At 60.6% G+C, this 20160-nt stretch carries 20 protein-coding genes; 14 read left to right on the top strand and 6 right to left on the bottom strand.

What is annotated here, in order from left to right; all coding sequences use genetic code 11:
- The first annotated feature begins 51 nt into the window (after positions 1–51).
- The 10 genes from motB (at position 52) to cheY (ending at position 10108) form a co-directional block, all read left to right on the top strand.
- Positions 52–1029 (top strand): flagellar motor protein MotB, encoded by a 978-nt coding sequence (motB, locus tag C8C89_RS22385; protein WP_133992623.1) that lies wholly within the window; start codon positions 52–54, stop codon positions 1027–1029.
- 46 nt (positions 1030–1075) lie between these two features.
- Positions 1076–1624 carry a chemotaxis protein gene (locus C8C89_RS22380; RefSeq protein WP_101480496.1) on the top strand — a complete coding sequence of 183 codons (549 nt, stop codon included), beginning with the start codon at positions 1076–1078 and terminating at the stop codon, positions 1622–1624.
- Between the two features lie 83 nt (positions 1625–1707).
- Positions 1708–2073, top strand: coding sequence for a response regulator (locus C8C89_RS22375; RefSeq protein ID WP_034758362.1), 366 nt, complete (start codon positions 1708–1710; stop codon positions 2071–2073).
- A 43-nt stretch (positions 2074–2116) separates the two neighbouring features.
- Positions 2117–4318: a chemotaxis protein CheA gene (cheA, locus tag C8C89_RS22370; RefSeq protein WP_133992621.1), complete on the top strand. Its 2202-nt coding sequence runs from the start codon at positions 2117–2119 to the stop codon at positions 4316–4318.
- Between the two features lie 31 nt (positions 4319–4349).
- The gene (locus C8C89_RS22365) at positions 4350–4856 is read left to right on the top strand and encodes a chemotaxis protein CheW (protein WP_071078260.1); all 507 of its coding nucleotides are present in this window, start codon (positions 4350–4352) and stop codon (positions 4854–4856) included.
- A gap of 195 nt (positions 4857–5051) precedes the next feature.
- The gene (locus C8C89_RS22360) at positions 5052–6764 is read left to right on the top strand and encodes a methyl-accepting chemotaxis protein (RefSeq protein WP_133992619.1); all 1713 of its coding nucleotides are present in this window, start codon (positions 5052–5054) and stop codon (positions 6762–6764) included.
- Positions 6765–6834: 70 nt separating this feature from the next.
- Complete coding sequence (locus C8C89_RS22355; protein ID WP_070278818.1) at positions 6835–7707, top strand: CheR family methyltransferase; 873 nt, start codon at positions 6835–6837, stop codon at positions 7705–7707.
- Positions 7708–7716: 9 nt separating this feature from the next.
- Complete coding sequence (gene cheD, locus C8C89_RS22350) at positions 7717–8325, top strand: chemoreceptor glutamine deamidase CheD (protein ID WP_071078257.1); 609 nt, start codon at positions 7717–7719, stop codon at positions 8323–8325.
- Positions 8326–8491: 166 nt separating this feature from the next.
- Complete coding sequence (locus tag C8C89_RS22345) at positions 8492–9562, top strand: chemotaxis response regulator protein-glutamate methylesterase (RefSeq protein WP_101480500.1); 1071 nt, start codon at positions 8492–8494, stop codon at positions 9560–9562.
- 147 nt (positions 9563–9709) lie between these two features.
- Complete coding sequence (gene cheY / locus C8C89_RS22340) at positions 9710–10108, top strand: chemotaxis response regulator CheY (protein ID WP_010396677.1); 399 nt, start codon at positions 9710–9712, stop codon at positions 10106–10108.
- Between the two features lie 77 nt (positions 10109–10185).
- Here cheY and C8C89_RS22335 read toward each other — a convergent pair whose 3' ends face one another.
- The gene (locus C8C89_RS22335) at positions 10186–10938 is read right to left on the bottom strand and encodes an SDR family oxidoreductase (RefSeq protein ID WP_133992617.1); all 753 of its coding nucleotides are present in this window, start codon (positions 10936–10938) and stop codon (positions 10186–10188) included.
- A gap of 293 nt (positions 10939–11231) precedes the next feature.
- On the opposite strand from C8C89_RS22335, the gene C8C89_RS22330 reads away from it, so the two are divergent.
- Positions 11232–11696, top strand: coding sequence for a hypothetical protein (locus tag C8C89_RS22330; RefSeq protein ID WP_133992616.1), 465 nt, complete (start codon positions 11232–11234; stop codon positions 11694–11696).
- A 40-nt stretch (positions 11697–11736) separates the two neighbouring features.
- On the opposite strand, the gene panC is transcribed toward C8C89_RS22330, so the two are convergent.
- The 5 genes from panC to metG form a co-directional block, all read right to left on the bottom strand.
- Positions 11737–12576 (bottom strand): pantoate--beta-alanine ligase, encoded by an 840-nt coding sequence (gene panC, locus C8C89_RS22325; RefSeq protein WP_101480503.1) that lies wholly within the window; start codon positions 12574–12576, stop codon positions 11737–11739.
- A 54-nt stretch (positions 12577–12630) separates the two neighbouring features.
- The gene (locus tag C8C89_RS22320; RefSeq protein ID WP_166674828.1) at positions 12631–13563 is read right to left on the bottom strand and encodes a ScpA family protein; all 933 of its coding nucleotides are present in this window, start codon (positions 13561–13563) and stop codon (positions 12631–12633) included.
- Between the two features lie 17 nt (positions 13564–13580).
- Positions 13581–13790: a DUF3460 family protein gene (locus C8C89_RS22315; protein ID WP_034778041.1), complete on the bottom strand. Its 210-nt coding sequence runs from the start codon at positions 13788–13790 to the stop codon at positions 13581–13583.
- 108 nt (positions 13791–13898) lie between these two features.
- A complete protein-coding gene (locus C8C89_RS22310) occupies positions 13899–14378 on the bottom strand; it encodes a GNAT family N-acetyltransferase (RefSeq protein ID WP_101484448.1) in 480 nt (159 codons plus the stop codon).
- Between the two features lie 9 nt (positions 14379–14387).
- Positions 14388–16550: a methionine--tRNA ligase gene (metG, locus tag C8C89_RS22305; protein WP_101480505.1), complete on the bottom strand. Its 2163-nt coding sequence runs from the start codon at positions 16548–16550 to the stop codon at positions 14388–14390.
- Between the two features lie 160 nt (positions 16551–16710).
- On the opposite strand from metG, the gene apbC reads away from it, so the two are divergent.
- The 3 genes from apbC (at position 16711) to C8C89_RS22290 (ending at position 20118) form a co-directional block, all read left to right on the top strand.
- A complete protein-coding gene (gene apbC, locus C8C89_RS22300) occupies positions 16711–17799 on the top strand; it encodes an iron-sulfur cluster carrier protein ApbC (protein WP_101480506.1) in 1089 nt (362 codons plus the stop codon).
- A gap of 86 nt (positions 17800–17885) precedes the next feature.
- Entirely contained in the window at positions 17886–18293 is a 408-nt protein-coding gene (locus C8C89_RS22295) for a DUF4399 domain-containing protein (protein ID WP_101480507.1), read from the top strand.
- A gap of 139 nt (positions 18294–18432) precedes the next feature.
- On the top strand, positions 18433–20118 hold the full coding sequence (locus C8C89_RS22290; protein WP_243858178.1) for an alkaline phosphatase family protein: 1686 nt from the start codon (positions 18433–18435) through the stop codon (positions 20116–20118).
- The last annotated feature ends 42 nt before the right edge of the window (positions 20119–20160 follow it).

The following is a 20160-nucleotide window of genomic DNA, read 5'->3' as shown; positions in this document are numbered from 1 at the left end:
ACATACGCCTGAACACCATGAGTCATTTGCAGCACACGGAAGGGGGACGCCATGGCCGATGAAGGCATGCGCCCGATTATTGTCAAGCGCATCAAGAAAACGGCCGGTGGGCACCATGGCGGGGCGTGGAAAATCGCCTACGCCGACTTCGTCACGGCCATGATGGCCTTCTTCCTGCTGATGTGGCTGTTGGGCTCCACGTCGAAGGGCGACTTGAACGGCATATCGGAATTTTTCAAGACACCCCTGAAAGTGGCGATGGCGGGCGGCTCCGGCAGCGGCGAGAGCAATTCCGTGATCCAGGGCGGCGGCCAGGACCTGTCGCGCCAGGATGGTGAAGTGCGCAAGGCACAGGAAACTCAGCAGCGCAAGTCGTTTGACCTCAATTCCGCCAAGGCCGCGCTTGAGCGTGAGGAAGGCAAGCGCCTGCAGGCGCTCAAGGCGCGCATTGAGGCGACCATCGATGCCAATCCACTGCTGAAAAAATACAAGAACCAGTTGCTGCTCGATATCACCAGCGAAGGCTTGCGCATCCAGATCGTCGACGAGCAGAATCGTCCGATGTTTGCGCTCGCCAATGCGAATCTGCAACCATATACCAAGGAAATCCTGCATGCCATCGGTTCGGTGCTCAATGAAGTGCCGAACCGCATCGGCCTGTCCGGGCACACGGACTCGACGCCCTACATGAGCGATGCCGGCTACAGCAACTGGGAATTGTCGGCTGACCGCGCGAATGCGTCGCGGCGCGAACTGGTGATCGGCGGCATGAAGGAAGAAAAAGTATTGCGCGTGGTGGGACTGGGCTCGGCCGCTCACCTGGACAAGCTCGACCCCTTCAATCCGATCAACCGGCGCATCAGCATCATCGTCATGAACAAACGCACGGAAGAAAATGTCCTGCGCGATGGATCGGCGATAGAGCTGCCGGTGACCGATGCCGCTTCCGCTGCTGTCGCTTCGGGGCTGGCGGCCGGTGCGCCGCCTGCGGCGGCACCCGCTCCGGGCCCGGCAGCGGCGAAAAAATAACACGCATGGATGTCAACGCGTGGTGTATTGAAACAATGAGACCTTTATGACAAGAAAGAAAATACTTGGCTCGCATGTAAAGCGCCTGCTGTCTGGCGTATCGGACCATGGCCGCAAGCACTTGACGGAGGTGGAAACCGACCTGGTGCAGACCGGCATCTTGCTGGAAGAGGCGATCGAGAAGCTGTCCTTCAATTTCATGGCGATACACGCAGCCGTCGCTGCGCAGCAAGATACCATCGCCATGCTGCTCGAAGGCGGTATTCCGGCCGAGCAGCAGCGGGAAAAACTGCTGGCATTGCAGGACGAAGTTGGGGGGTACGTGAATGCCGCCATCACCAGCCTGCAGTTCCAGGACATGACCAGTCAGCTGATCGAGCGCACCTTGAAGCGCGTGACGGGCTTGCGCGAGTTCCTCGGTACCTTGGGCTCGCATGGCGCGGAGATGTTGCCGGAAAGCGACAATGAAGAAATTGTCGCTTTGCTGGGGCGGGTCAGCATGGCGCTGGCGATTCAAAGCCTGGAGTTGCGCAGCGTGCTGCGCAAGGCTGTCAGTCAGCAGCATTTGGAAAGTGGCGACATCGAGCTGTTCTAGCATGCCAGTGCGGAACACTTGCGGTTGCATGGATTGATTAATCAAATACTCGGGCAGGATGTCCGGAATAAGTGGGAGCAAAGATGGCCAAAACGATACTTGCAGTGGACGATTCCAGCTCATTGCGCCAGATGGTGGCGTTCAGTCTGAAAGCCGCCGGTTACCAGGTGGTGGAGGCCGTCGACGGCCAGGACGGACTGGAAAAAGCCAAGCTGCAAACCGTGGACCTGGTATTGACGGACCAGAACATGCCGCGCATGGATGGCCTGGAGCTGATCAAGTTGCTGCGCGAACTGCCGACGTACCAGAAGGTGCCCATTCTGATGCTGACGACGGAGTCGTCGGACGAAATGAAGTCGAAAGGACGTGCTGCCGGCGCCAATGGCTGGCTGGTCAAGCCCTTCGATCCGCAACGCCTGATCGAAGTGGTCAAGAAGGTAATCGGCTGATGCCAGCCGCGCAGCGCAACGATGCAAATGACGGAGTCACCCTATGACCATCGATATTAGCCAGTTTTTTCAGGTCTTTTTCGATGAGGCCGAAGAACTGCTGGCTGAAAAAGAACGGCTGTTGCTGGCCGTCGATATTGCGGCGCCCGACGCCGAAGACCTGAATGCCATTTTCCGCACCGCCCATTCGATCAAGGGCGGCGCATCGACGTTCGGCCTGAGCGACATGAGCGAGGTGACGCACATCCTCGAGTCGCTGCTCGACCGCATCCGCCAGGGCCAGATGGCCCTGACGGCGGAACACGTCGACGCCTTTCTGGCCGCCAAGGACATCCTCAAGATGCAGCTCGACGGCCATCGTCTTGGCAGCGCCGTCGACCAGGATGCCGTGGCCAATGTGCGCATGATGCTGCAGTCGTTCTCGCAGGACGTGCCCGTGGCCGCGCTCACGCCCGTCGCGCCAGCCTTCCATACGGCGGAAAAAGCAGCCGTCAGCCACGCCGGTGGCCAGCGCTACCGCCTGGAGCTGCCGAAGATGGAGGAGCGCGAAGTCGAGGCACTGGCGGCCGAGCTGGGCTTGCTGGGCGACGTCGCCATGTCCACCCTGGCCGACGCACGCAAGGTGCTGGAAGTGACGACGCATGAAAGCCTGGACGATATCCTGGCCATCTGCTCGTTCGTGCTCAATCCCGACGACATGGTGATCACGCAGGCACCGCCATTGGCGCCAGGCGAAGCCGAAGCGGCCCGCGCGGCGCAGGAAAAGGCCCAGGGTTATGGTTTCTTCGACCCGCTGCCAGGGGCGCCTGCCGCTCAGGGCGCGGCGGATCCCGGCTATGGCTTCTTCCAGCCGCTCGAGGATATCCGCGCCGCCGCCGGTGTGCAGAGCGAGGCCGAACAGGGCTACGGTTTTTTCCAGCCTTTGGCCCAGATCCGTGCCGATGCCGCCAAGGCGGGCAATGGCGGCGCTGCCGCCGTACCGGCCGTGGCGAGCGCCGCGACCGAGGTAGAGCAGGAAAAGAAACCGGCCAAGAAAGAGGGCGACAAGGCTGGTGCCGAATCGTCGTCGATCCGCGTCTCGATCGAAAAAGTCGACCAGCTGATCAACCTGGTGGGCGAACTGGTGATCACGCAGGCGATGATCGAGCAGCGCGCCAGCGCGCTCGACCCGATGCTGCATGAAAAACTGCTCGACAGCGTCAGCCACCTGACGCGCAATACGCGCGACTTGCAGGAAGCGGTGATGTCTATCCGCATGATGCCGATGGATTTCGTCTTTTCGCGCTTCCCGCGCATGGTGCGCGACCTGGCGACCAAGTTGGGCAAGAAGGTCGACTTCATCACCAATGGCGCCGCCACGGAACTGGACAAGGGTCTCATCGAACGCATCGTCGATCCGCTGACGCACCTGGTGCGCAACAGCATCGACCACGGTGTGGAAATGCCTGCCGCCCGCGTGGCCGCCGGCAAGACCGAGGCCGGCCGTTTGTTCCTCTCGGCCAGCCACCAGGGCGGCAACATCATCATCGAAGTATCCGATGATGGCGCGGGACTGAACCGCGAGCGCATCCTGGCCAAGGCGCAGCAGCAGGGACTGGACGTGTCCGAGACGATGAGCGACGCCGACGTGTGGCAGCTGATATTCGCGCCCGGCTTTTCCACTGCCGAAGCGGTCACCGACGTGTCGGGCCGCGGCGTGGGCATGGATGTCGTCAAGCGCAATATCAGCGCCATGGGCGGCGTGGTCGACATCCGTTCGGCGAAGGGTTTTGGCACGACGATTTCCATCTCGCTGCCGCTGACCCTTGCCATCCTGGACGGCATGTCGATCCGTGTCGGCGATGAAGTGTATATTTTACCGTTGGGCTTTGTCATCGAATCACTGCAGCCAGCCGTTGAGGATATCAAGGACATCAGTGGCAAGGGGCAAGTGGTGAAAGTGCGCGGCGAATACCTGCCGTTGATCCCCCTGTACCAGATGTTCGACATCGCACCGCGCTTTACCAGTCCATCGGAAGGCATCTGCGTGATTCTCGAGACGGAAGGGCGCAAGGCAGCCCTGTTTGTCGACGACCTGGTGGGACAGCAGCAGGTCGTGGTGAAAAACCTCGAATCGAATTACCGCAAGGTGGTCGGCATTTCCGGCGCCACCATCCTGGGCGATGGCGGCGTGTCGCTGATTCTTGATGTCGCCGCCCTGATCCGCTCCTCTCGCCAGCTAGCCGACGAGTCCATTTTTTCGTAATACCGATAGATAAAAGATAGGAAAACGCACCATGTCAGATACTCAACAAACATCCGGAAGCAATACGGGCGACGGCAAGGACATCGCCGGACGTGAATTCCTGGCCTTCACCCTGGGCTCCGAAGAGTACGGCATCGATATCCTGAAGGTCCAGGAAATCCGTGGTTACGAAGCGGTCACCCGCATCGCCAACGCGCCTGAATTCATCAAGGGCGTGATCAACCTGCGCGGCATCATCATTCCCGTGGTCGACATGCGCATCAAGTTCAACCTGGGCACGCCCGTATACGACCAGTTCACGGTGGTGATCATCCTGAACATCGGCGGACGCATCGTCGGCATGGTGGTCGACAGCGTTTCCGACGTGACCACCCTGACGCCGGAGCAAGTGAAACCGGCGCCGGAAATGGGCACCGCCTTCTCGACCGACTACATGATTGGCCTCGGTACCATCGACGAGCGCATGCTGATCCTGGTCGACATCGACAAGCTGATGTCGAGCAGCGAGATGGGCCTGATCGACAAGCTGGCGGCGTAAGCAGCCGCATGGCAGCAAGGCGGCGCCAGGTGCGCCGCCGTTTTGGCACGCAAAGAATCACTACAGATATGCATGTACCGGCGCGAGCAGCATCTAGAGGCGCGCCGGCAGGCTGCAAGGTCCGACAGAGACCAGGCCACAACACGGCGCCGTCCGGTTGAACGGGCGCCGTTCACATAAATATTGGAGACTGTAATGAGTTTGCGCGATTTCAAGATAGGCACCCGGCTGGGGATAGGTTTTGGCAGCATCCTCGCCATCCTGGTGGTGGTGATCGTTTCGGCGAATGCACTGAATTATCGTAACAAGGCCCAGTTGCTCACGGGCCTGGAGCTGGCAAGCGAAAAAAATACGCAGGCGTCGTTGATGAAAAGCGCGATGCTGGAAACCGGTATCGCCATGCGCAATATCGGCCTGCAGGGCGATGTTGGCCTGATGCAGGTGGAGGAGGGCAAGGTGCGCGAGCAGCGCAAGCTGTACGACGGCGCGCGCGGCAAGCTGTCCAGCCTGGGCCTGTCCGATGGTGAGAAGACGCTGCTGGCCAATATCGCCAAGGTCGACGGCGAAGTCGATGCCGCCTTCAAGGAGGCGATGGGGCAGGTGCTGGCGTTTAACAGCGAGGGCGCGGCCAAGGTGATTGCCACCCGCATCGACCCTTTGAACAAGACGACCCTGGCCGATATCAACAAGCTGCTCGCCTTGCAGCATGTGGCCCAGCAAAGCTTCATGGACGACTCGCTGGCGGCTGACGCGCGCCTGATGACGGTACTGTTCATCCTGGGTGGGGCGGCGGTGGCGATCGGCGCCTGGTGCGCCATCTTCATCACGCGCTCGATCACGGTGCCCTTGTCCGGTGCCCTGGCGGTGGCGCAGAAGGTGGCAGCGGGCGAGCTGACATCGCACGTGGTGGTCGAGGGCAAGGATGAAACGAGCGCGCTGCAGCAGGCGCTCAAGGACATGAACGAAAGCCTGGTACAGACGGTCAGCGACGTGCGCAATGGGACGGACACCATCACCGTGGCGTCGCGCGAGATCGCCAGCGGCAATGCGGACCTGTCGGCGCGCACGGAAACGCAGGCCAGTTCGCTCGAAGAAACGGCGTCGTCGATGGAAGAGCTGACGTCGACCGTGAAGCAGAACGCGGACAACGCGCGTCAGGCCAACCAGCTGGCCGTGTCGGCATCGTCGGTGGCGGAGCAGGGCGGCAAGGTGGTGGCGCAAGTGGTCGATACCATGGGTTCCATCAAGGACAGTTCGCGCAAGATTGTCGATATTATCGGCGTCATTGACGGCATTGCGTTCCAGACGAATATCCTGGCGCTGAATGCGGCCGTCGAGGCGGCGCGTGCAGGCGAGCAGGGACGTGGCTTTGCGGTGGTGGCGTCCGAAGTGCGCAATCTTGCCCAAAGATCCGCTGGCGCAGCCAAAGAGATCAAGGGACTGATCGGCGACTCGGTCGACAAGGTCGATGCCGGCAGCCGCCTGGTGGACGAGGCGGGGCAGACCATGGGTCTGATCGTCACGTCGATCCGGCAGGTGGCCGACATCATGGGCGAGATTACGGCGGCAACGCAGGAACAGAGCCATGGCATCGAGGAAGTGAACCAGGCCATCGCGCAGATGGACCAGATGACGCAGCAGAATGCGGCGCTGGTCGAGGAAGCGGCGGCCGCCGCCGAAAGCATGCAGGACCAGGCGCAGAAACTGGCCGACGCCGTCAGCATCTTCAAGCTGGGCGGCGAGAGCGCGGCGCAGGCGTCCATGCCGGCGCCCGTGAAGGCGGTGGCACGGACGGCACCGAGTGTGGCGGCAAATACACGGCGGGTGGCAAAGGCGGCGCAGGCCGGCACGCCACCGCCTGCGAAAAAGCTGGCGGCGGCCGGCGGCGACGATTGGGAAGAGTTCTGACGCCAACCCGGTCCCGCTAGTTATACTTGCAAAGGCATTGGTCAGAGTAGTCATAGAGAGGTAAAAACAAATGCCGCAAACTAAAACGGATTCGGTCAAGGAATTTGATTTCACTGGCAAGGACTTCGAGCGGGTCCGCGCCATGATTTACAAGCGGGCCGGCATCGCGCTGGCCGACAGCAAGCAGGAGATGGTCTACAGCCGTCTGGCCAGGCGCCTGCGGGCGACCGGCATCTCCTCGTTCGTCCGCTACCTGGACGACCTGGAAGCGGGCCGCATGGGCGACGAGTGGGAAGCGTTCACGAATGCGCTGACGACCAACCTGACGTCGTTTTTCCGCGAGGCGCATCACTTCCCGTTGCTGGCCGAGCATGTGAAAAAACTGAGCGGGCCGATCACCATCTGGTGTTCGGCCAGTTCCACCGGCGAGGAGCCATACTCGATCGCCATGACGGTGTGCGAGGCGTTCAATACGCTCACGCCGCCGGTCACCATCATCGCCACGGATATCGACACGAATGTGCTGGCTACGGCCGCCAATGGCGTCTACAACCTGGACCGGCTCGACAAGATGCCGGCCGACCGTGCGCGGCGCTTTTTCTTGCGCGGCAAGGGCGATCGCGAGGGGCAGGTGCGGGTGCGCCCGGAACTGCGCCAGATGATCACCTTCAAACCGCTCAACCTGCTGGCCGACAGCTGGCCCCTGACGGGACAGTTCGACGTCATCTTCTGCCGTAACGTGATGATTTATTTTGACAAGGCGACGCAGCGCAAGATTCTGTCGCGCTTTGTGCCGTTGATGAAGTCCGATGCCCTGCTGTTTGCGGGCCACTCGGAGAATTTTCTGTACGTGTCGGATTCATTGAAGCTGCGCGGTAAAACAGTCTATGAGCTCGACCAGCCGCGGGGCGCCGCACCCAAGGCATCGTCGCATCGTACATGAGAGTGAAATATGAGCCTGGAATCCAAAGAGCAATTTGCCACTAACGTCTATTACGACAGGACGTTCAATTGTGACGCCGCCAAGATCTTGCCTGGTGAGTATTACTTTACCAACAAGGACATGCTGATCGTCACCGTGCTCGGCTCCTGCGTCTCGGCCTGCATCCGTGATCGTGTCACCGGTCTGGGCGGCATGAACCATTTCATGCTGCCCGACGGCGGCAGCGATCCGAATAGCCCGATTTCAGCGTCGATGCGCTATGGCACCTACGCCATGGAGATATTGATCAACGATCTGCTGAAGGCCGGTGCGCGGCGCGAGAACATGGAAGCGAAAGTATTTGGCGGCGGCGCCGTGCTGCGCGGCTTCACGGCGATTAACGTCGGCGAACGCAATGCGGCCTTCGTCATCAATTACCTGAAGGCGGAAAAGATGCGCGTGGTGGCCGAGGACTTGAATGATATCCACCCGCGCAAGGTGTATTTTTTCCCTCGCAGCGGCAAGGTGCTGGTGAAAAAACTGATGCAGACGCATAACGATACCTTGGTGCGCCGCGAACTCGATTACGCAAGCCGTCTCAAGGTTGCGCCCGTGGGTGGCGAGATCGAGCTGTTCTAGTAACACCAGGCCCGACCTGCTGCGCGTCGTGCTTTGCGGCCTGCGATGCTCACCGTGCTTCAGCACGGTTGCGCTTCTTGGCCACAAATCACTGCCGCTTGCTACGGTTTTGTCTGGCGTTTTTACCGATTAAGAATAAGGGCCGCAAGGTCTGGAAGGGTATTGTATGAAGATCAAAGTATTGATCGTGGATGATTCGGCGCTGATCCGCAGCGTCATGACGGAAATCGTGAATAGCCAGCCCGACATGGAAGTGGTGGGGGCGGCGCCCGATCCGCTGGTGGCGCGCGAGATGATCAAGCAGACCAACCCCGATGTGCTGACCCTGGACGTCGAGATGCCGAAGATGGATGGCCTCGATTTCCTGGAAAAACTCATGCGTTTGCGTCCGATGCCGGTGCTGATGGTGTCATCGCTGACCGAGCGCGGTTCGGAAATCACCATGCGCGCGCTGGAGCTGGGCGCTGTCGATTTTGTCACCAAGCCAAAGATTTCCATCCAGAGCGGCATGCGCGAGTACACCGACATGATTGCCGACAAGATCCGTGCCGCCGCGAAGGCGCGCATCCGCGCGCGCACTCTGCCGTCGGCCGGCGACAGGGTCGCCGCACCGTTGCCTGCGCTGCGCAGCCCCTTGACGTCGAGCGAAAAGCTGATCATCGTGGGTGCCTCCACGGGCGGCACGGAAGCGATCCGCGAATTCCTCATGCAGATGCCGTCCGATTGCCCCGGCATCCTGATCACGCAGCACATGCCGGAAGGCTTTACGCGTTCGTTTGCGCGCCGCCTCGATTCGCTGTGCAAGATCTCGGTGCAGGAAGCTGCAGGCGGCGAACGCGTGCTACCCGGCCACGCCTACATCGCGCCCGGTCATTCGCACCTGACCTTGACGCGTAGTGGCGCCAATTACATGACCAAGATCGACCAGGGTGAACCGGTCAACCGTCACCGCCCCTCGGTCGATGTGCTGTTCCGTTCGGCCGCGCAATCGGCCGGCAAAAATGCCGTCGGCGTGATCCTGACCGGCATGGGCAAGGATGGCGCACAAGGCATGTTGGAGATGAAGGCCGCAGGAGCGTATAATTTTGCGCAGGATGAAGCCAGTTGCGTGGTGTTCGGCATGCCGCGCGAGGCGATCGCCATCGGTGCTACGCATGAGGTCGGCGCTCTGACGGCGCTGCCCGGCATGGTGCTGGGACACCTGGCTGCGCATGGCATGCGTGCTTTGCGCGTGTAAGCCACGTTTTATATGATCTGGGGCAAGTTTGTTCGCCTAAAAGCAACGAAAATGCTATCCTACAGCTTGCTGCCGTAGTGTCGACCATAATGTCGGCATTCATGTCGATATTATTAACAAACCGCTACAGAAACAACGGAGTTATTCATGGCTGATCCAAAGATGAAATTTTTAGTCGTTGACGATTTTTCGACGATGCGCCGCATTGTCCGGAATCTGTTGAAGGAACTGGGTTATGCCAACGTCGATGAGGCGGAAGACGGCGTGATGGGCCTGGCCAAGCTGCGCGCGGAATCCTACGATTTCGTCGTCTCGGACTGGAACATGCCTAACATGGACGGCCTGACGATGCTGCAGCATATCCGCGCCGATCCCGCACTGGCCAAGTTGCCCGTGCTGATGGTGACCGCCGAGGCGAAAAAAGAGAACATCATCGCCGCCGCGCAAGCTGGCGCCAGCGGTTATGTTGTCAAGCCGTTCACGGCCGCAACCCTCGATGAAAAGCTGAACAAGATTTTCGAGAAGCTGGAAAAAGCCGGCGCCTGATCACGGTTTGAACCGCTTCAAAAAAAACGCTGCCAGTGCGAACTGGCAGCGTTTTTTTTCGTGGGCCTGCACCTTGCTTACACCAGGCCGCCGTTGGCGCGCAGGGTCTGGCCATTGACCCAGCGGCCGTCGGGGCCAGCCAGGAAGGCGACGGCGGCGGCGATGTCGTCCGGCGTGCCCAGGCGTTCCAGGGGGGCCATCTTGCTCATGCGCTGTATCGCTTCTGTCGTCTTGCCGTTCAAGAACAGGGCCGTGGCCGTGGGGCCGGGGGCGATGGCATTGACGGTGATGTTCTTGCCGCGCAATTCCTTGGCGAAGATGGCCGTCATCGTCTCGATGGCGGCCTTGCTGGCGCCGTAGATAGCATAGCCGGGCAGGGCCAGGCCAATCACGCTGCTCGAGAAGTTGATGACGCTGCCGCCCTGGCGCAAGTACGTCGCCGCCCGGCGCATGGTGTTGAAGCTGCCCTTGACGTTGATGGCGAACAGGGTGTCGAAGGTGGCGTCATCCGTGTCTGCCAGGGCAGGCAGCGCGGGTGGCATGATGCCGGCGTTGTTGACCAGCACGTCGACACCGTCGAAGGCCGCTTCAGCCGCAGCGAACAGCGCCTGCACCTCGTCCGCATTGGCCACGTTGGCCTTGACCGCGATGGCGCTGCCGCCGTCGGCGAGAATGGTTGCCACCAGCTCGTCTGCCGCCTCCTTGCCGCTCGCGTAATTGACGACGACCTGCATGCCGTCGCGCGCCAGGCGGCGGGCGATGGCCGCGCCGATGCCGCGCGAGGCGCCCGTGATGATGGCGACCTTGGCCGGGGTGGATGCTGTATTCATGGTGTTTCTCCTGTCGTGGTGGCAAGCCTGTGGAATGTCGTTGCGAGCCCGTATGGCGATTGTGATCTTTATTGTTGTGTGGATAAAGATGACTGGAATAGTTTAAGTGTGCAATCCAGATTAACAATCCTGTTCAATCCGCTGCGCTGCCGGTCTGGCAAATGCGGTCACGCAGCCAGTTGCGGTATGGAATGAAATATTTCCGAAAGTTAACTTTACACGTCAACTAAAGTGGCTCATGATCGCAGCACTATTCCACCTTTGTCCCCGCCCCCGACAAGAAGGAGCGCAACATGCGCCGAGCACCCGTATTATTCTTTGCCCTGAGCACGGCCTTGCTGGCTGCTTGCGGCGTGAGCCTTGAACAAACCAGCGTCGCACCGGCCATCGTCGAGGCGCAGCCTGGCGATGTCCGGGAGCCGGCCACGCACTTGCCTGCCGAAGGCGATGGCCGGCATGCCTATCTGCACCGCCTGGGCGGCCACGATTACGTCAGCCTGAGCCAGTATGGCCCGCAGGGCGGCTTGCCGATCCTCACGGGGGCGCAGCGCGGTGCGCACGCCATCCGCCTGCTGGCGGCCGATCCGGCCCAGGCCAGGGCCATCCTGCGCAGCCTGAGGTTGCCTGCGAACCAGCGCAAGCTATGGTCGGGAGAGGAAATCGTGCTCGATGCGGCCAGTTATGACATGCTGCAGGCGGCACGCGGCCACAACAAGCCGCTGTTTGCCGAGCTCAAGCTGGTAGGGATGGAGAAGTAAGAAAAAGAAACGGGGCCGAACGGCCCCGCTGTGACTGCGCTTAAATTTCCAGGTTGTCGATCAGGCGCGTCTGCCCAAGCTTGGCGGCAGCCAGCACCACCAGCGGTTCACCGGCGGCCAGTTCGGCGGCGCTCGGCGCCTGCAGGTTGGCGCGCTTGCGCACGGCGATATAGTCCGACTTCCAGCCACGGCTGTTCAGTAGCTGCATGCTGGCCTGTTCCAGTTCAGCGACAGCCAGATTGCCCTTGCGCACTTCCTCGGCCACAAAATTGAGTCCCTTGAACAGTTCCGGGGCCTCGGCGCGTTCGCTTTCCGACAGATACATATTGCGCGACGACAAAGCCAGGCCATCGTCGGCCCGGTACGTTTCGGCGGCAATGATTTCCGTCGGCAGCGCGAACTGGCGCGCCATGTTGCGGATGATCATCAACTGCTGGTAATCCTTCTTGCCGAACACGGCCACTCTCGGACCCACGCAGGAAAACAGCTTGGTGACGACCGTGCACACGCCTTCGAAGAAGCCGGGGCGGAATTCCCCTTCCAGGGTATTGCCCAGGTCATCAGGCGGGCGCACGCGGTATTCCTGCGGTTCTGGGTACAGTTCCTTTTCCGTCGGGGCGAACAGCACGTACACGCCTTCCTTTTCCAGCTTGGCGATATCGGCCGCCATGGTGCGCGGGTATTTTTCGAAGTCTTCGTTCGGGCCGAATTGCAGGCGGTTCACGAAGATCGAGGCGACGACGGGGTCGCCATGCTTGCGCGCCAGGCGCATCAGCGACAGATGGCCCTCATGCAGGTTGCCCATGGTGGGGACGAACGCCGTGCGCAGCTGTCCGCTGAGCTGGTCGCGCAATTCTTCGATGTCGGAAATAATTTTCATGGATTGCTTTCGCTAAAACCCCGTTGTACGGTGGTCAGTGACAAAGGGAAGGGATCAGGCGGGCGAATACGCCAGCCGGACGTAGATGGGGGCAAACGGTTCTGCCTGCGTGATTTCGATCAGGGTTTCCTTGGCCAGTTCCAGCAGGGCCACGAAGTTGACCACCACCACGGGCACGCCGCCGGCAATGTCGAACAGCTCGCTGAACTCGACGAAGCGCGACGATTGCAAATGGCGCAGGATGCTCGACATGTGCTCGCGCACGGACAGTTCCTGGCGGCTGATGCGGTGGTGCTGGGTCAGCTTGGCGCGTTTCAGCACATCGAGCCACGCCTGCTGCAAGTCCACCGGTTCCACGTCGGGCCAGGTGGGCGTCAGGCTTTGCTCGATGAAAATCTGCGTGCGCACGAAATCGCGCTCGAACTGGGGAATGGCGTTCAGGTCGTAGGCGGCCAGCTTGATCTGCTCGTACTCGAGCAGGCGGCGCACCAGTTCAGCCCGTGGGTCGCCGCCATCTTCCTCGACGTCGCTCTTGCGCGATGGCAAGAGCATGCGCGACTTGATCTCGATCAACATGGCGGCCATCAGCAGGTATTCGGCGGCCAGTTCCAGGTTGCGCACGCGGATCTGGTCCACATATTTCAGATATTGCAGGGTCACCTGCGCCATCGGAATATCGAGAATGTTGAAGTTTTGCTTGCGGATCAGGTAGAGCAGCAAGTCGAGCGGGCCTTCGAAGGCTTCGAGGAAGATTTCCAGCGCGTCCGGCGGAATGTACAAATCCGTCGGCATGCGCAGCATGGGCTCGCCATACAGGCGGGCGATGCCCAGGGGATCGGCGGCGGGCGCCGCATCCGTCACCGCTGTTGCAGAAGTTGCAGGGTCACCGCCGCCATCGCCGCCAGCGACGGTTTCGGGCAACTCGATGACTGCGCCGGCACCGGAGGCGTCGGCTTCCGGCGTGACTGCAGACTCTTCAGGCAACATCGTGCCGGATCCAGGTCTTAGTTCTTGTTCTGGTAAACGTAAGCCTGTTGCTTGACGGCCGATGCCAGCTGGCGTTCCTGCTCATCGATGCTGACGGCCGGCTTGTCCCACAGCAGGGCGCGGCCCGCTTGCTGGCCCGCTTCCATGCCAGGATTCTTGGCCTTCAGTTCGGCGATGAACAAGGTGTGGTCGGATACGTAGTTGTTGTGTTTTGCAGGCAGTTTCATATTCTCTTCTGAGTGTCTTATAAGTAAGGTCAGCCGGCCGTATTTTACCGCGCCATGTCGCTTGGCGGGTTGTTGTATCGGCAAGTCCGGGGGCGAAATTGCTAAAAATCAATAACGCAACAAACGCCGCATCACCATCGGCGCCGGTTCGGCGGGGTTGGCGTGCGAATATTCCAGTTCTTCGGCCAGTTCGAATTCAAAGGCCGCATAAAAATCGATCAGTTTGCGCTGGTCGCGCCGCACGGCGAGGCGCAATTCCTCGGCCTGGCACGACAGGCCGTGATGAATGATGGCTTCCAGCAAGTGCTGCGAGACATGGCTGCCCCGGTAAGCGGGCAGCACGCCCATGCGTGAAATCTTCCAGATGGCGGGGTCGCTGTCGAGCGGCATCCAGCGCAGCGAGCCGGCTGGAATGTCGTCGATCAGCAACACAAAGCCGCCGCCGTGGCGCAGTTGCTCTTCCACCTGCCGTGCCGTCTCGTGGTGTCCACTGGACGAGGCCGCCACCTTGCCGGCCCACGCAGCGCGGGTCAGCTCGGCCATCAGTTGTGCATCGGCATTTGTTGCTTCGCGCACCACGATATTCATCATTGGTCCTTAGCGGATGCGCATGCCAGGTTCGGCGCCCGGCCACGGGTTCAGGATGTAGATGCCCGGATTCGCCTTTTCATCGGCGGCGGACGCTGCCATGACCATGCCTTCGGAAATGCCGAACTTCATCTTGCGCGGCGCCAGATTGGCTACCAGCACCGTCAGCTTGCCGATCAGTTCTTCCGGCTGGTAAGCCGAGCGGATGCCGGAGAACACATTGCGCAAACGGCCTTCGCCCGCGTCCAGGGTCAGGCGCAGCAGCTTGTCCGAGCCGTCCACCAGTTCGCAGTTGACGATTTTGGCGATGCGCAGGTCGACCTTGAGGAAGTCGTCGATCTTGATCTCGGGCGCCAGTTCCTCGATGGCGGCTGCTGCTGTGGTAGCGGCTGGCGCGGCGGCGTCATTGGCGGCGTCGCCGGCGGGCGCTGCAATAGCGGCGGCCGCTTGCGGCGCGTCGAACAGCGCTTCGATCATCTTTGCATCCATGCGCGTCATCAAGTGGCTGTAGGCGCCGATGGTGCGGCCCAGCATGCTGTTCGACACGGCGTCGCCAAACACTTGCGTGTCGGCCCAGGTAAATTGTTCGTCGTTGAGGAAGGACGCCACGTTCTTCGCCACGCCCGGCAGGACCGGCGACAGCAAGATCGTCAGCTGGCGGAACAGGATCAGGGCCGTGGTGCACACGTCGTGCAGCTCGGCCGTTTTTTCGACGTCCTTGGCCAGGATCCACGGTTTGTTTTCATCGACATACTGGTTGGTGATGTCGGCGATTTCCATGATTTCGCGCAAGGCCTTGCCGAATTCGCGGTTCTCGAAGTGCGCGGCGATGCTGGCCTGGCGCTCGACGATGACGCCGTTTACGTCCACCGTCAGTGCGCGGTTGATCCAGCTTTGCGCGCCTTCCGACAGCATTGATGCCAGCTTGCCGTCGAAACGCTTGGCGATGAAGCCGGCGCAGCGGCTGGCGATGTTCACGTACTTGCCGATCAGGTCGCTGTTCACGCGGGCCACAAAGTCTTCACCGTTGAAGTCCAGGTCTTCCACTTTGGAGTTCAGCTTGAAGGCGATGTAGTAGCGCAGCCATTCCGGGTTCATGCCCAGGTCCAGGTAGCGCAGCGGCGAAATACCCGTGCCACGCGACTTCGACATTTTTTCGTTGTTGACCGTCAGGAAGCCGTGGACGTTGACTTTCAGTTTGTCGATCACCGGGTGATTGGCAAATTTCAGCATGGCAGGCCAGAACAGCAGGTGGAAGGAAACGATGTCCTTGCCAATGAAGTGGATCTGTTCGGTTGTCGGGTCATTCAAAAAGGCGTCGAAATCGATGCCTTTCTTGTCGCAATAGTTTTTCAGGCTGGCCAGGTAGCCGACGGGCGCGTCCATCCATACGTAGAAGAACTTGCCCGGCGCATCGGGAATCGGGATGCCGAAGTAGGGCGCATCGCGCGAGATATCCCAGTCGGCCAGCTTTTCGCCCGCTTCGCCCAGCCATTCGCTGACCTTGTTGACCATTTCCGGCTGCAAGCGGCCTGGCGTATTGAGCCATTCCTTGAGGAATTCGAAGCAGCGCGGGTCGGACAGTTTGAAGAAATACTGTTCCGACGGCTTCATCACGGGCGTCGCGTTGGTAAACACGGAGAACGGGTTGACCAGGTCGGTCGGCTGGTAGGCGGCGCCGCACACTTCGCAATTGTCGCCGTACTGGTTCTTGGCGCCGCATTTCGGGCATTCGCCCTTGATGTTGCGGTCGGCCAGGAACATGCCTTTTACCGGGTCGAAGAAGCGGTCGACGGTTTTCGTGACGATCAGGCCCGTATCGCGCAGCTTGCGGTAGATCGATTGCGACAGGTCGACGTTTTCCGGCGAATCGGTCGAATACCAGTTATCGAAGGCGATATGGAAGCCATCGAGGTACTGGGCGCGACCGGCGGCGATGTTGGCGACGAATTGCTGCGGCGTGATGCCTTCCTTTTCGGCGGCGATCATGATGGGCGTGCCATGCGTATCGTCGGCGCCCACAAAGTGCACTTCACGGCCGGCTGCGCCATCGCGTTGCATTCGCTGGAACCGGACCCAGATATCAGCCTGGATGTATTCCATGATGTGGCCAATGTGAAAAGCGGCGTTTGCGTAAGGCAGGGCAGTGGTGACGAACAGCTTGCGAGTCATGATTGATGCACTTTTGGGATGGATAATAGGTCATTTTAACAGCGGAAAGGCAATAAGAGCAGATGCAGCGCCGGCAAGTGATGCTTTTGCCGCCATCGCGCCATGCAAATTTGCGCTAGACTGCGCGTATTGCACATATGTAGTACACACGGAGATTTACATGAGCATCACAGTAGAAGACGTCAAGGCCGCGCTGGCCCAGGTTATTGATCCAAATACACATAAAGATTTCGTTTCCAGCAAAACCGTCAAGAATCTGAAAGTCGATGGCAATGATATTTCGCTCGACATCGAACTGGGCTACCCCGCCAAAAGCCAGATCGATCTGATCCGCAAATCCGTGCTGGCCGCCCTGCGCGTGCTGCCGGGCGTGGGCAACGTCAGCGTGGGCGTGTCGTCGAAAATCATTTCGCACACGGTGCAGCGCGGCTTGAAGCCGATGAGCAACGTGAAAAACATCATTGCGGTGGCTTCCGGCAAGGGCGGCGTTGGTAAATCGACCACGGCCGTCAACCTGGCCCTGGCCCTGGCCGCCGAAGGCGCCACCGTCGGCATGCTGGACGCCGATATCTATGGCCCGTCGCAGCCGATGATGCTGGGCATCAGTGGCCAGCCGAAGACCCTCGATGGCAAGAGCATGGAGCCAATGGAAAACCATGGCCTGCAAGTGTCGTCGATCGGCTTCATGATCGATCCGGACGAGCCCATGGTGTGGCGCGGCCCCATGGTCACGCAAGCCTTGCAGCAACTGCTGGATCAGACGAACTGGCGCGATCTCGACTACCTGATCGTCGACATGCCGCCAGGCACGGGCGACATTCAATTGACGCTGTCGCAGAAAGTGCCGGTCACGGGTGCCGTCATCGTCACGACGCCGCAGGACATCGCGCTGCTGGACGCGCGCAAAGGCTTGAAAATGTTCGAGAAAGTCGGCATCCCGATCCTCGGCGTGGTGGAAAACATGAGCACGCATATCTGCTCGAACTGCGGCCATGCGGAAGAAATCTTTGGCGCCGGCGGCGGTGCGAAGATGTGCGCTGACTTTGGTGTGGAATTCCTCGGCGCCTTGCCACTGACCATGGCGATCCGCCAGCAGACGGATTCGGGCACGCCCACCGTCGTGGCTGAGCCGGATGGCCCCGTCGCCGTGATCTACAAGCAGATCGCCCGCACCATCGCCATCAAGGTGGCGGAAAAGGCGAAGGATATGACGAGCAAGTTCCCTAGCATCGTGATCAAGAACGATTAAACGTTGGGCTTGGCGCTCCCATGCGCCAGTGTCAGCGGGGGATGGTTTCATGCAGTCCGTGTTGTTATTAAACAAGAGGAGACATCATGCAATTGACCACCGTATTCCTGCGCCAGGCTGCAGTCCTGATTGCTGGCAGCCTGTTGGCCGCCAGCGCGTTTGCCCAGTCCGTTTCATTTGTCGAGCCGGTTGATGGTGCGACAGTGACCAGTCCGTTCAAGGTCAAGTTTGCCGTCAGCGGCATGGACGTCAAGCCGGCCGGCGACATGACGGCCAAGACGGGCCATCATCATTTGCTCATCAATGTGGGGTCGATGAAGGCGGGCGAGATGATACCCATGGATGACAAACATTTGCATTTCGGCAAAGGGCAAACGGAAACGGACGTCACCTTGCCGCCGGGCCAGTACACCTTGACGATGCAGTTCGCCAATGGCGCGCACCAGTCGTATGGGCCGGAGTTGAGCAAAAGCATCAAGGTGACGGTCAAGTAAGTCAGACCTATTCATCTGTTTCGGCAAAGGCCGGGTTCCAGCGATGGAGCCTGGCCTTTTTTATATTGTTGCCCCTTGTCATTATTGTGTCATATAGTCGGCGTATGCTGGCCGGTGGCCTAACTTTGGATGAGTGCATATGAGCAAGAATTTCTCCCTTTCCCGACAACTGGCGCAGGCCTTGCTGCTGGTGGCCAGCGTGGCGGAGTGCCAGGCGCATGCGGCCAAGGCCGTTCCTGCTGCTGCCACGGCGGCGCAGCCGAAGCTGGTGGTGGTGCTGGTGGTGGACGGCTTGCCGCAGGAGCAGGTGACGCGCTACCGCGACCAGTTCGGCCAGGGTGGCTTCCGCCGCCTGCTGGAGCAGGGCGCGTGGTTCAGCGATGCGCACCAGGCGCATGGCATCACGGTGACCGCCATCGGCCACTCGGCCGTGCTGTCGGGCGCCTACCCGTACCAGCATGGCGTGATCGGCAATAACTGGATCGATCCCGTCACGAAAAAATCCGTATATTGCACCGAGGATGGCAATTTCCATTACATCGGCGAAGAGACGAAGCCCGACGATGGAACGGCGCCGACCAAGCTGCGCGTGAGCACCCTGGGCGACGAGCTGCGCTATTCCACGGGCGACAAGGCCAAGGTCGTCACCGTCTCGGGCAAGGACCGTGGCGCCATCCTGCTGGCGGGGAAAACGGGCACGGCCTACATGTACATGGAAAAGACGGGTAACTTCGCCAGCAGCACCTATTACATGCAGCAGCATCCGCAATGGGTGCAGCGCTACCAGGCGGCCAGGCCGCAGGACCGTTATTACGGCAAGAGCTGGACACCGCTGCTGGCCGATTCGGCCTATGCGCGGGACGCCCGTGATGATCTGGTGCCGGCCAAGCCGGGCACGCGCAACACCTTCCCGTTCGCCTACTACAGCGACAGCGGCAAGCTCGATGGCGAGTACTACAGCCGGCTGAAGTCCGGTCCCTTCCTCGACGAGCTGACCCTGGAATTTGCCCGCGCCGCCGTCGATGGCGAGAACCTGGGCCGCAACCCGGCCGGCGTGCCCGATATCCTGGGCGTGAGCCTGTCCGCGCACGATTATGTGAACCACGCCTACGGTCCGGAAAGCAAGATGTCGCATGACCACCTGCAGCGCCTGGACCGCATGCTGGCCGGTTTCTTTGCCGACCTCGATAAAAAAGTCGGCATGGACAACGTGCTGGTGGTGCTGACGGCCGACCATGGTTTTGCCAACGTGCCTGAATTTACGGAAGCGCGCGGTGGCTTTTCCGCCAAGCGCATCGACGGCGACAAGCTGGTGGCGGCATTAAACCAGCACCTGGCCACGACCTTGGGCACGGACAAGCTGGTGACGTCGTCGTCGCTGCCGAATATCTACCTCGATTACGCGCTGGCGGAAAAGAGCGGCGTCAATCGCGCTGCCCTGGAAGACGCGGCAGCCCGCTTCCTGCTGCAGCAGGACGGCCTGGCGCAAGTCTACACGCGCACGCAGATGGAATCGGGGGCGGTGGCCACGCGCATGGATACTCTGATGCGCCGTGCCTGGAACCGCCAGCTGTCGGGCGACCTGATGCTGGTGACGAAACCGGCCTGGTACTTCGGCAAGGGCGTTAGAGGCACCTCGCACGGCACGCCGTACACATATGACACCAATGTGCCGCTGATGGTATTCGGTCCCCGCTGGATCAAGCCGGGCGCCTATGGCAAGTACGCGGAAGTGGTCGACATCGCCCCGACCCTGGCCCATTTGCTGCGCATACGCCAGCCGTCCGCGTCGGAAGGGCGGGTGTTGACGGAAGCGGTGCGGTAAAAGAGGGGGCTACGTGCTTGTCGGGTTACGCGCTTTGCGCTA

The organism is Janthinobacterium sp. 75 (assembly GCF_004365495.1).
GTDB lineage: Bacteria > Pseudomonadota > Gammaproteobacteria > Burkholderiales > Burkholderiaceae_D > Janthinobacterium.
The sequence above is the reverse complement of the archived record's forward strand: the minus strand, read 5'-3'. Positions and strand labels throughout refer to the sequence as shown.

Coding starts and splice junctions, on each gene's coding strand:
- C8C89_RS22380 (WP_101480496.1), top strand. CDS start 1,076: ATGACAAGAAAGAAAATACTTGGCTCGCATGTAAAGCGCCTGCTGTCT.
- C8C89_RS22290 (WP_243858178.1), top strand. CDS start 18,433: ATGAGCAAGAATTTCTCCCTTTCCCGACAACTGGCGCAGGCCTTGCTG.
- C8C89_RS22310 (WP_101484448.1), bottom strand. CDS start 14,378: ATGAATATCGTGGTGCGCGAAGCAACAAATGCCGATGCACAACTGATG.
- cheD (WP_071078257.1), top strand. CDS start 7,717: ATGAGCCTGGAATCCAAAGAGCAATTTGCCACTAACGTCTATTACGAC.
- motB (WP_133992623.1), top strand. CDS start 52: ATGGCCGATGAAGGCATGCGCCCGATTATTGTCAAGCGCATCAAGAAA.
- C8C89_RS22365 (WP_071078260.1), top strand. CDS start 4,350: ATGTCAGATACTCAACAAACATCCGGAAGCAATACGGGCGACGGCAAG.
- apbC (WP_101480506.1), top strand. CDS start 16,711: ATGAGCATCACAGTAGAAGACGTCAAGGCCGCGCTGGCCCAGGTTATT.
- metG (WP_101480505.1), bottom strand. CDS start 16,550: ATGACTCGCAAGCTGTTCGTCACCACTGCCCTGCCTTACGCAAACGCC.
- cheY (WP_010396677.1), top strand. CDS start 9,710: ATGGCTGATCCAAAGATGAAATTTTTAGTCGTTGACGATTTTTCGACG.
- C8C89_RS22345 (WP_101480500.1), top strand. CDS start 8,492: ATGAAGATCAAAGTATTGATCGTGGATGATTCGGCGCTGATCCGCAGC.
- cheA (WP_133992621.1), top strand. CDS start 2,117: ATGACCATCGATATTAGCCAGTTTTTTCAGGTCTTTTTCGATGAGGCC.
- C8C89_RS22335 (WP_133992617.1), bottom strand. CDS start 10,938: ATGAATACAGCATCCACCCCGGCCAAGGTCGCCATCATCACGGGCGCC.
- C8C89_RS22315 (WP_034778041.1), bottom strand. CDS start 13,790: ATGAAACTGCCTGCAAAACACAACAACTACGTATCCGACCACACCTTG.
- C8C89_RS22320 (WP_166674828.1), bottom strand. CDS start 13,563: ATGTTGCCTGAAGAGTCTGCAGTCACGCCGGAAGCCGACGCCTCCGGT.
- panC (WP_101480503.1), bottom strand. CDS start 12,576: ATGAAAATTATTTCCGACATCGAAGAATTGCGCGACCAGCTCAGCGGA.
- C8C89_RS22375 (WP_034758362.1), top strand. CDS start 1,708: ATGGCCAAAACGATACTTGCAGTGGACGATTCCAGCTCATTGCGCCAG.
- C8C89_RS22360 (WP_133992619.1), top strand. CDS start 5,052: ATGAGTTTGCGCGATTTCAAGATAGGCACCCGGCTGGGGATAGGTTTT.
- C8C89_RS22355 (WP_070278818.1), top strand. CDS start 6,835: ATGCCGCAAACTAAAACGGATTCGGTCAAGGAATTTGATTTCACTGGC.
- C8C89_RS22295 (WP_101480507.1), top strand. CDS start 17,886: ATGCAATTGACCACCGTATTCCTGCGCCAGGCTGCAGTCCTGATTGCT.
- C8C89_RS22330 (WP_133992616.1), top strand. CDS start 11,232: ATGCGCCGAGCACCCGTATTATTCTTTGCCCTGAGCACGGCCTTGCTG.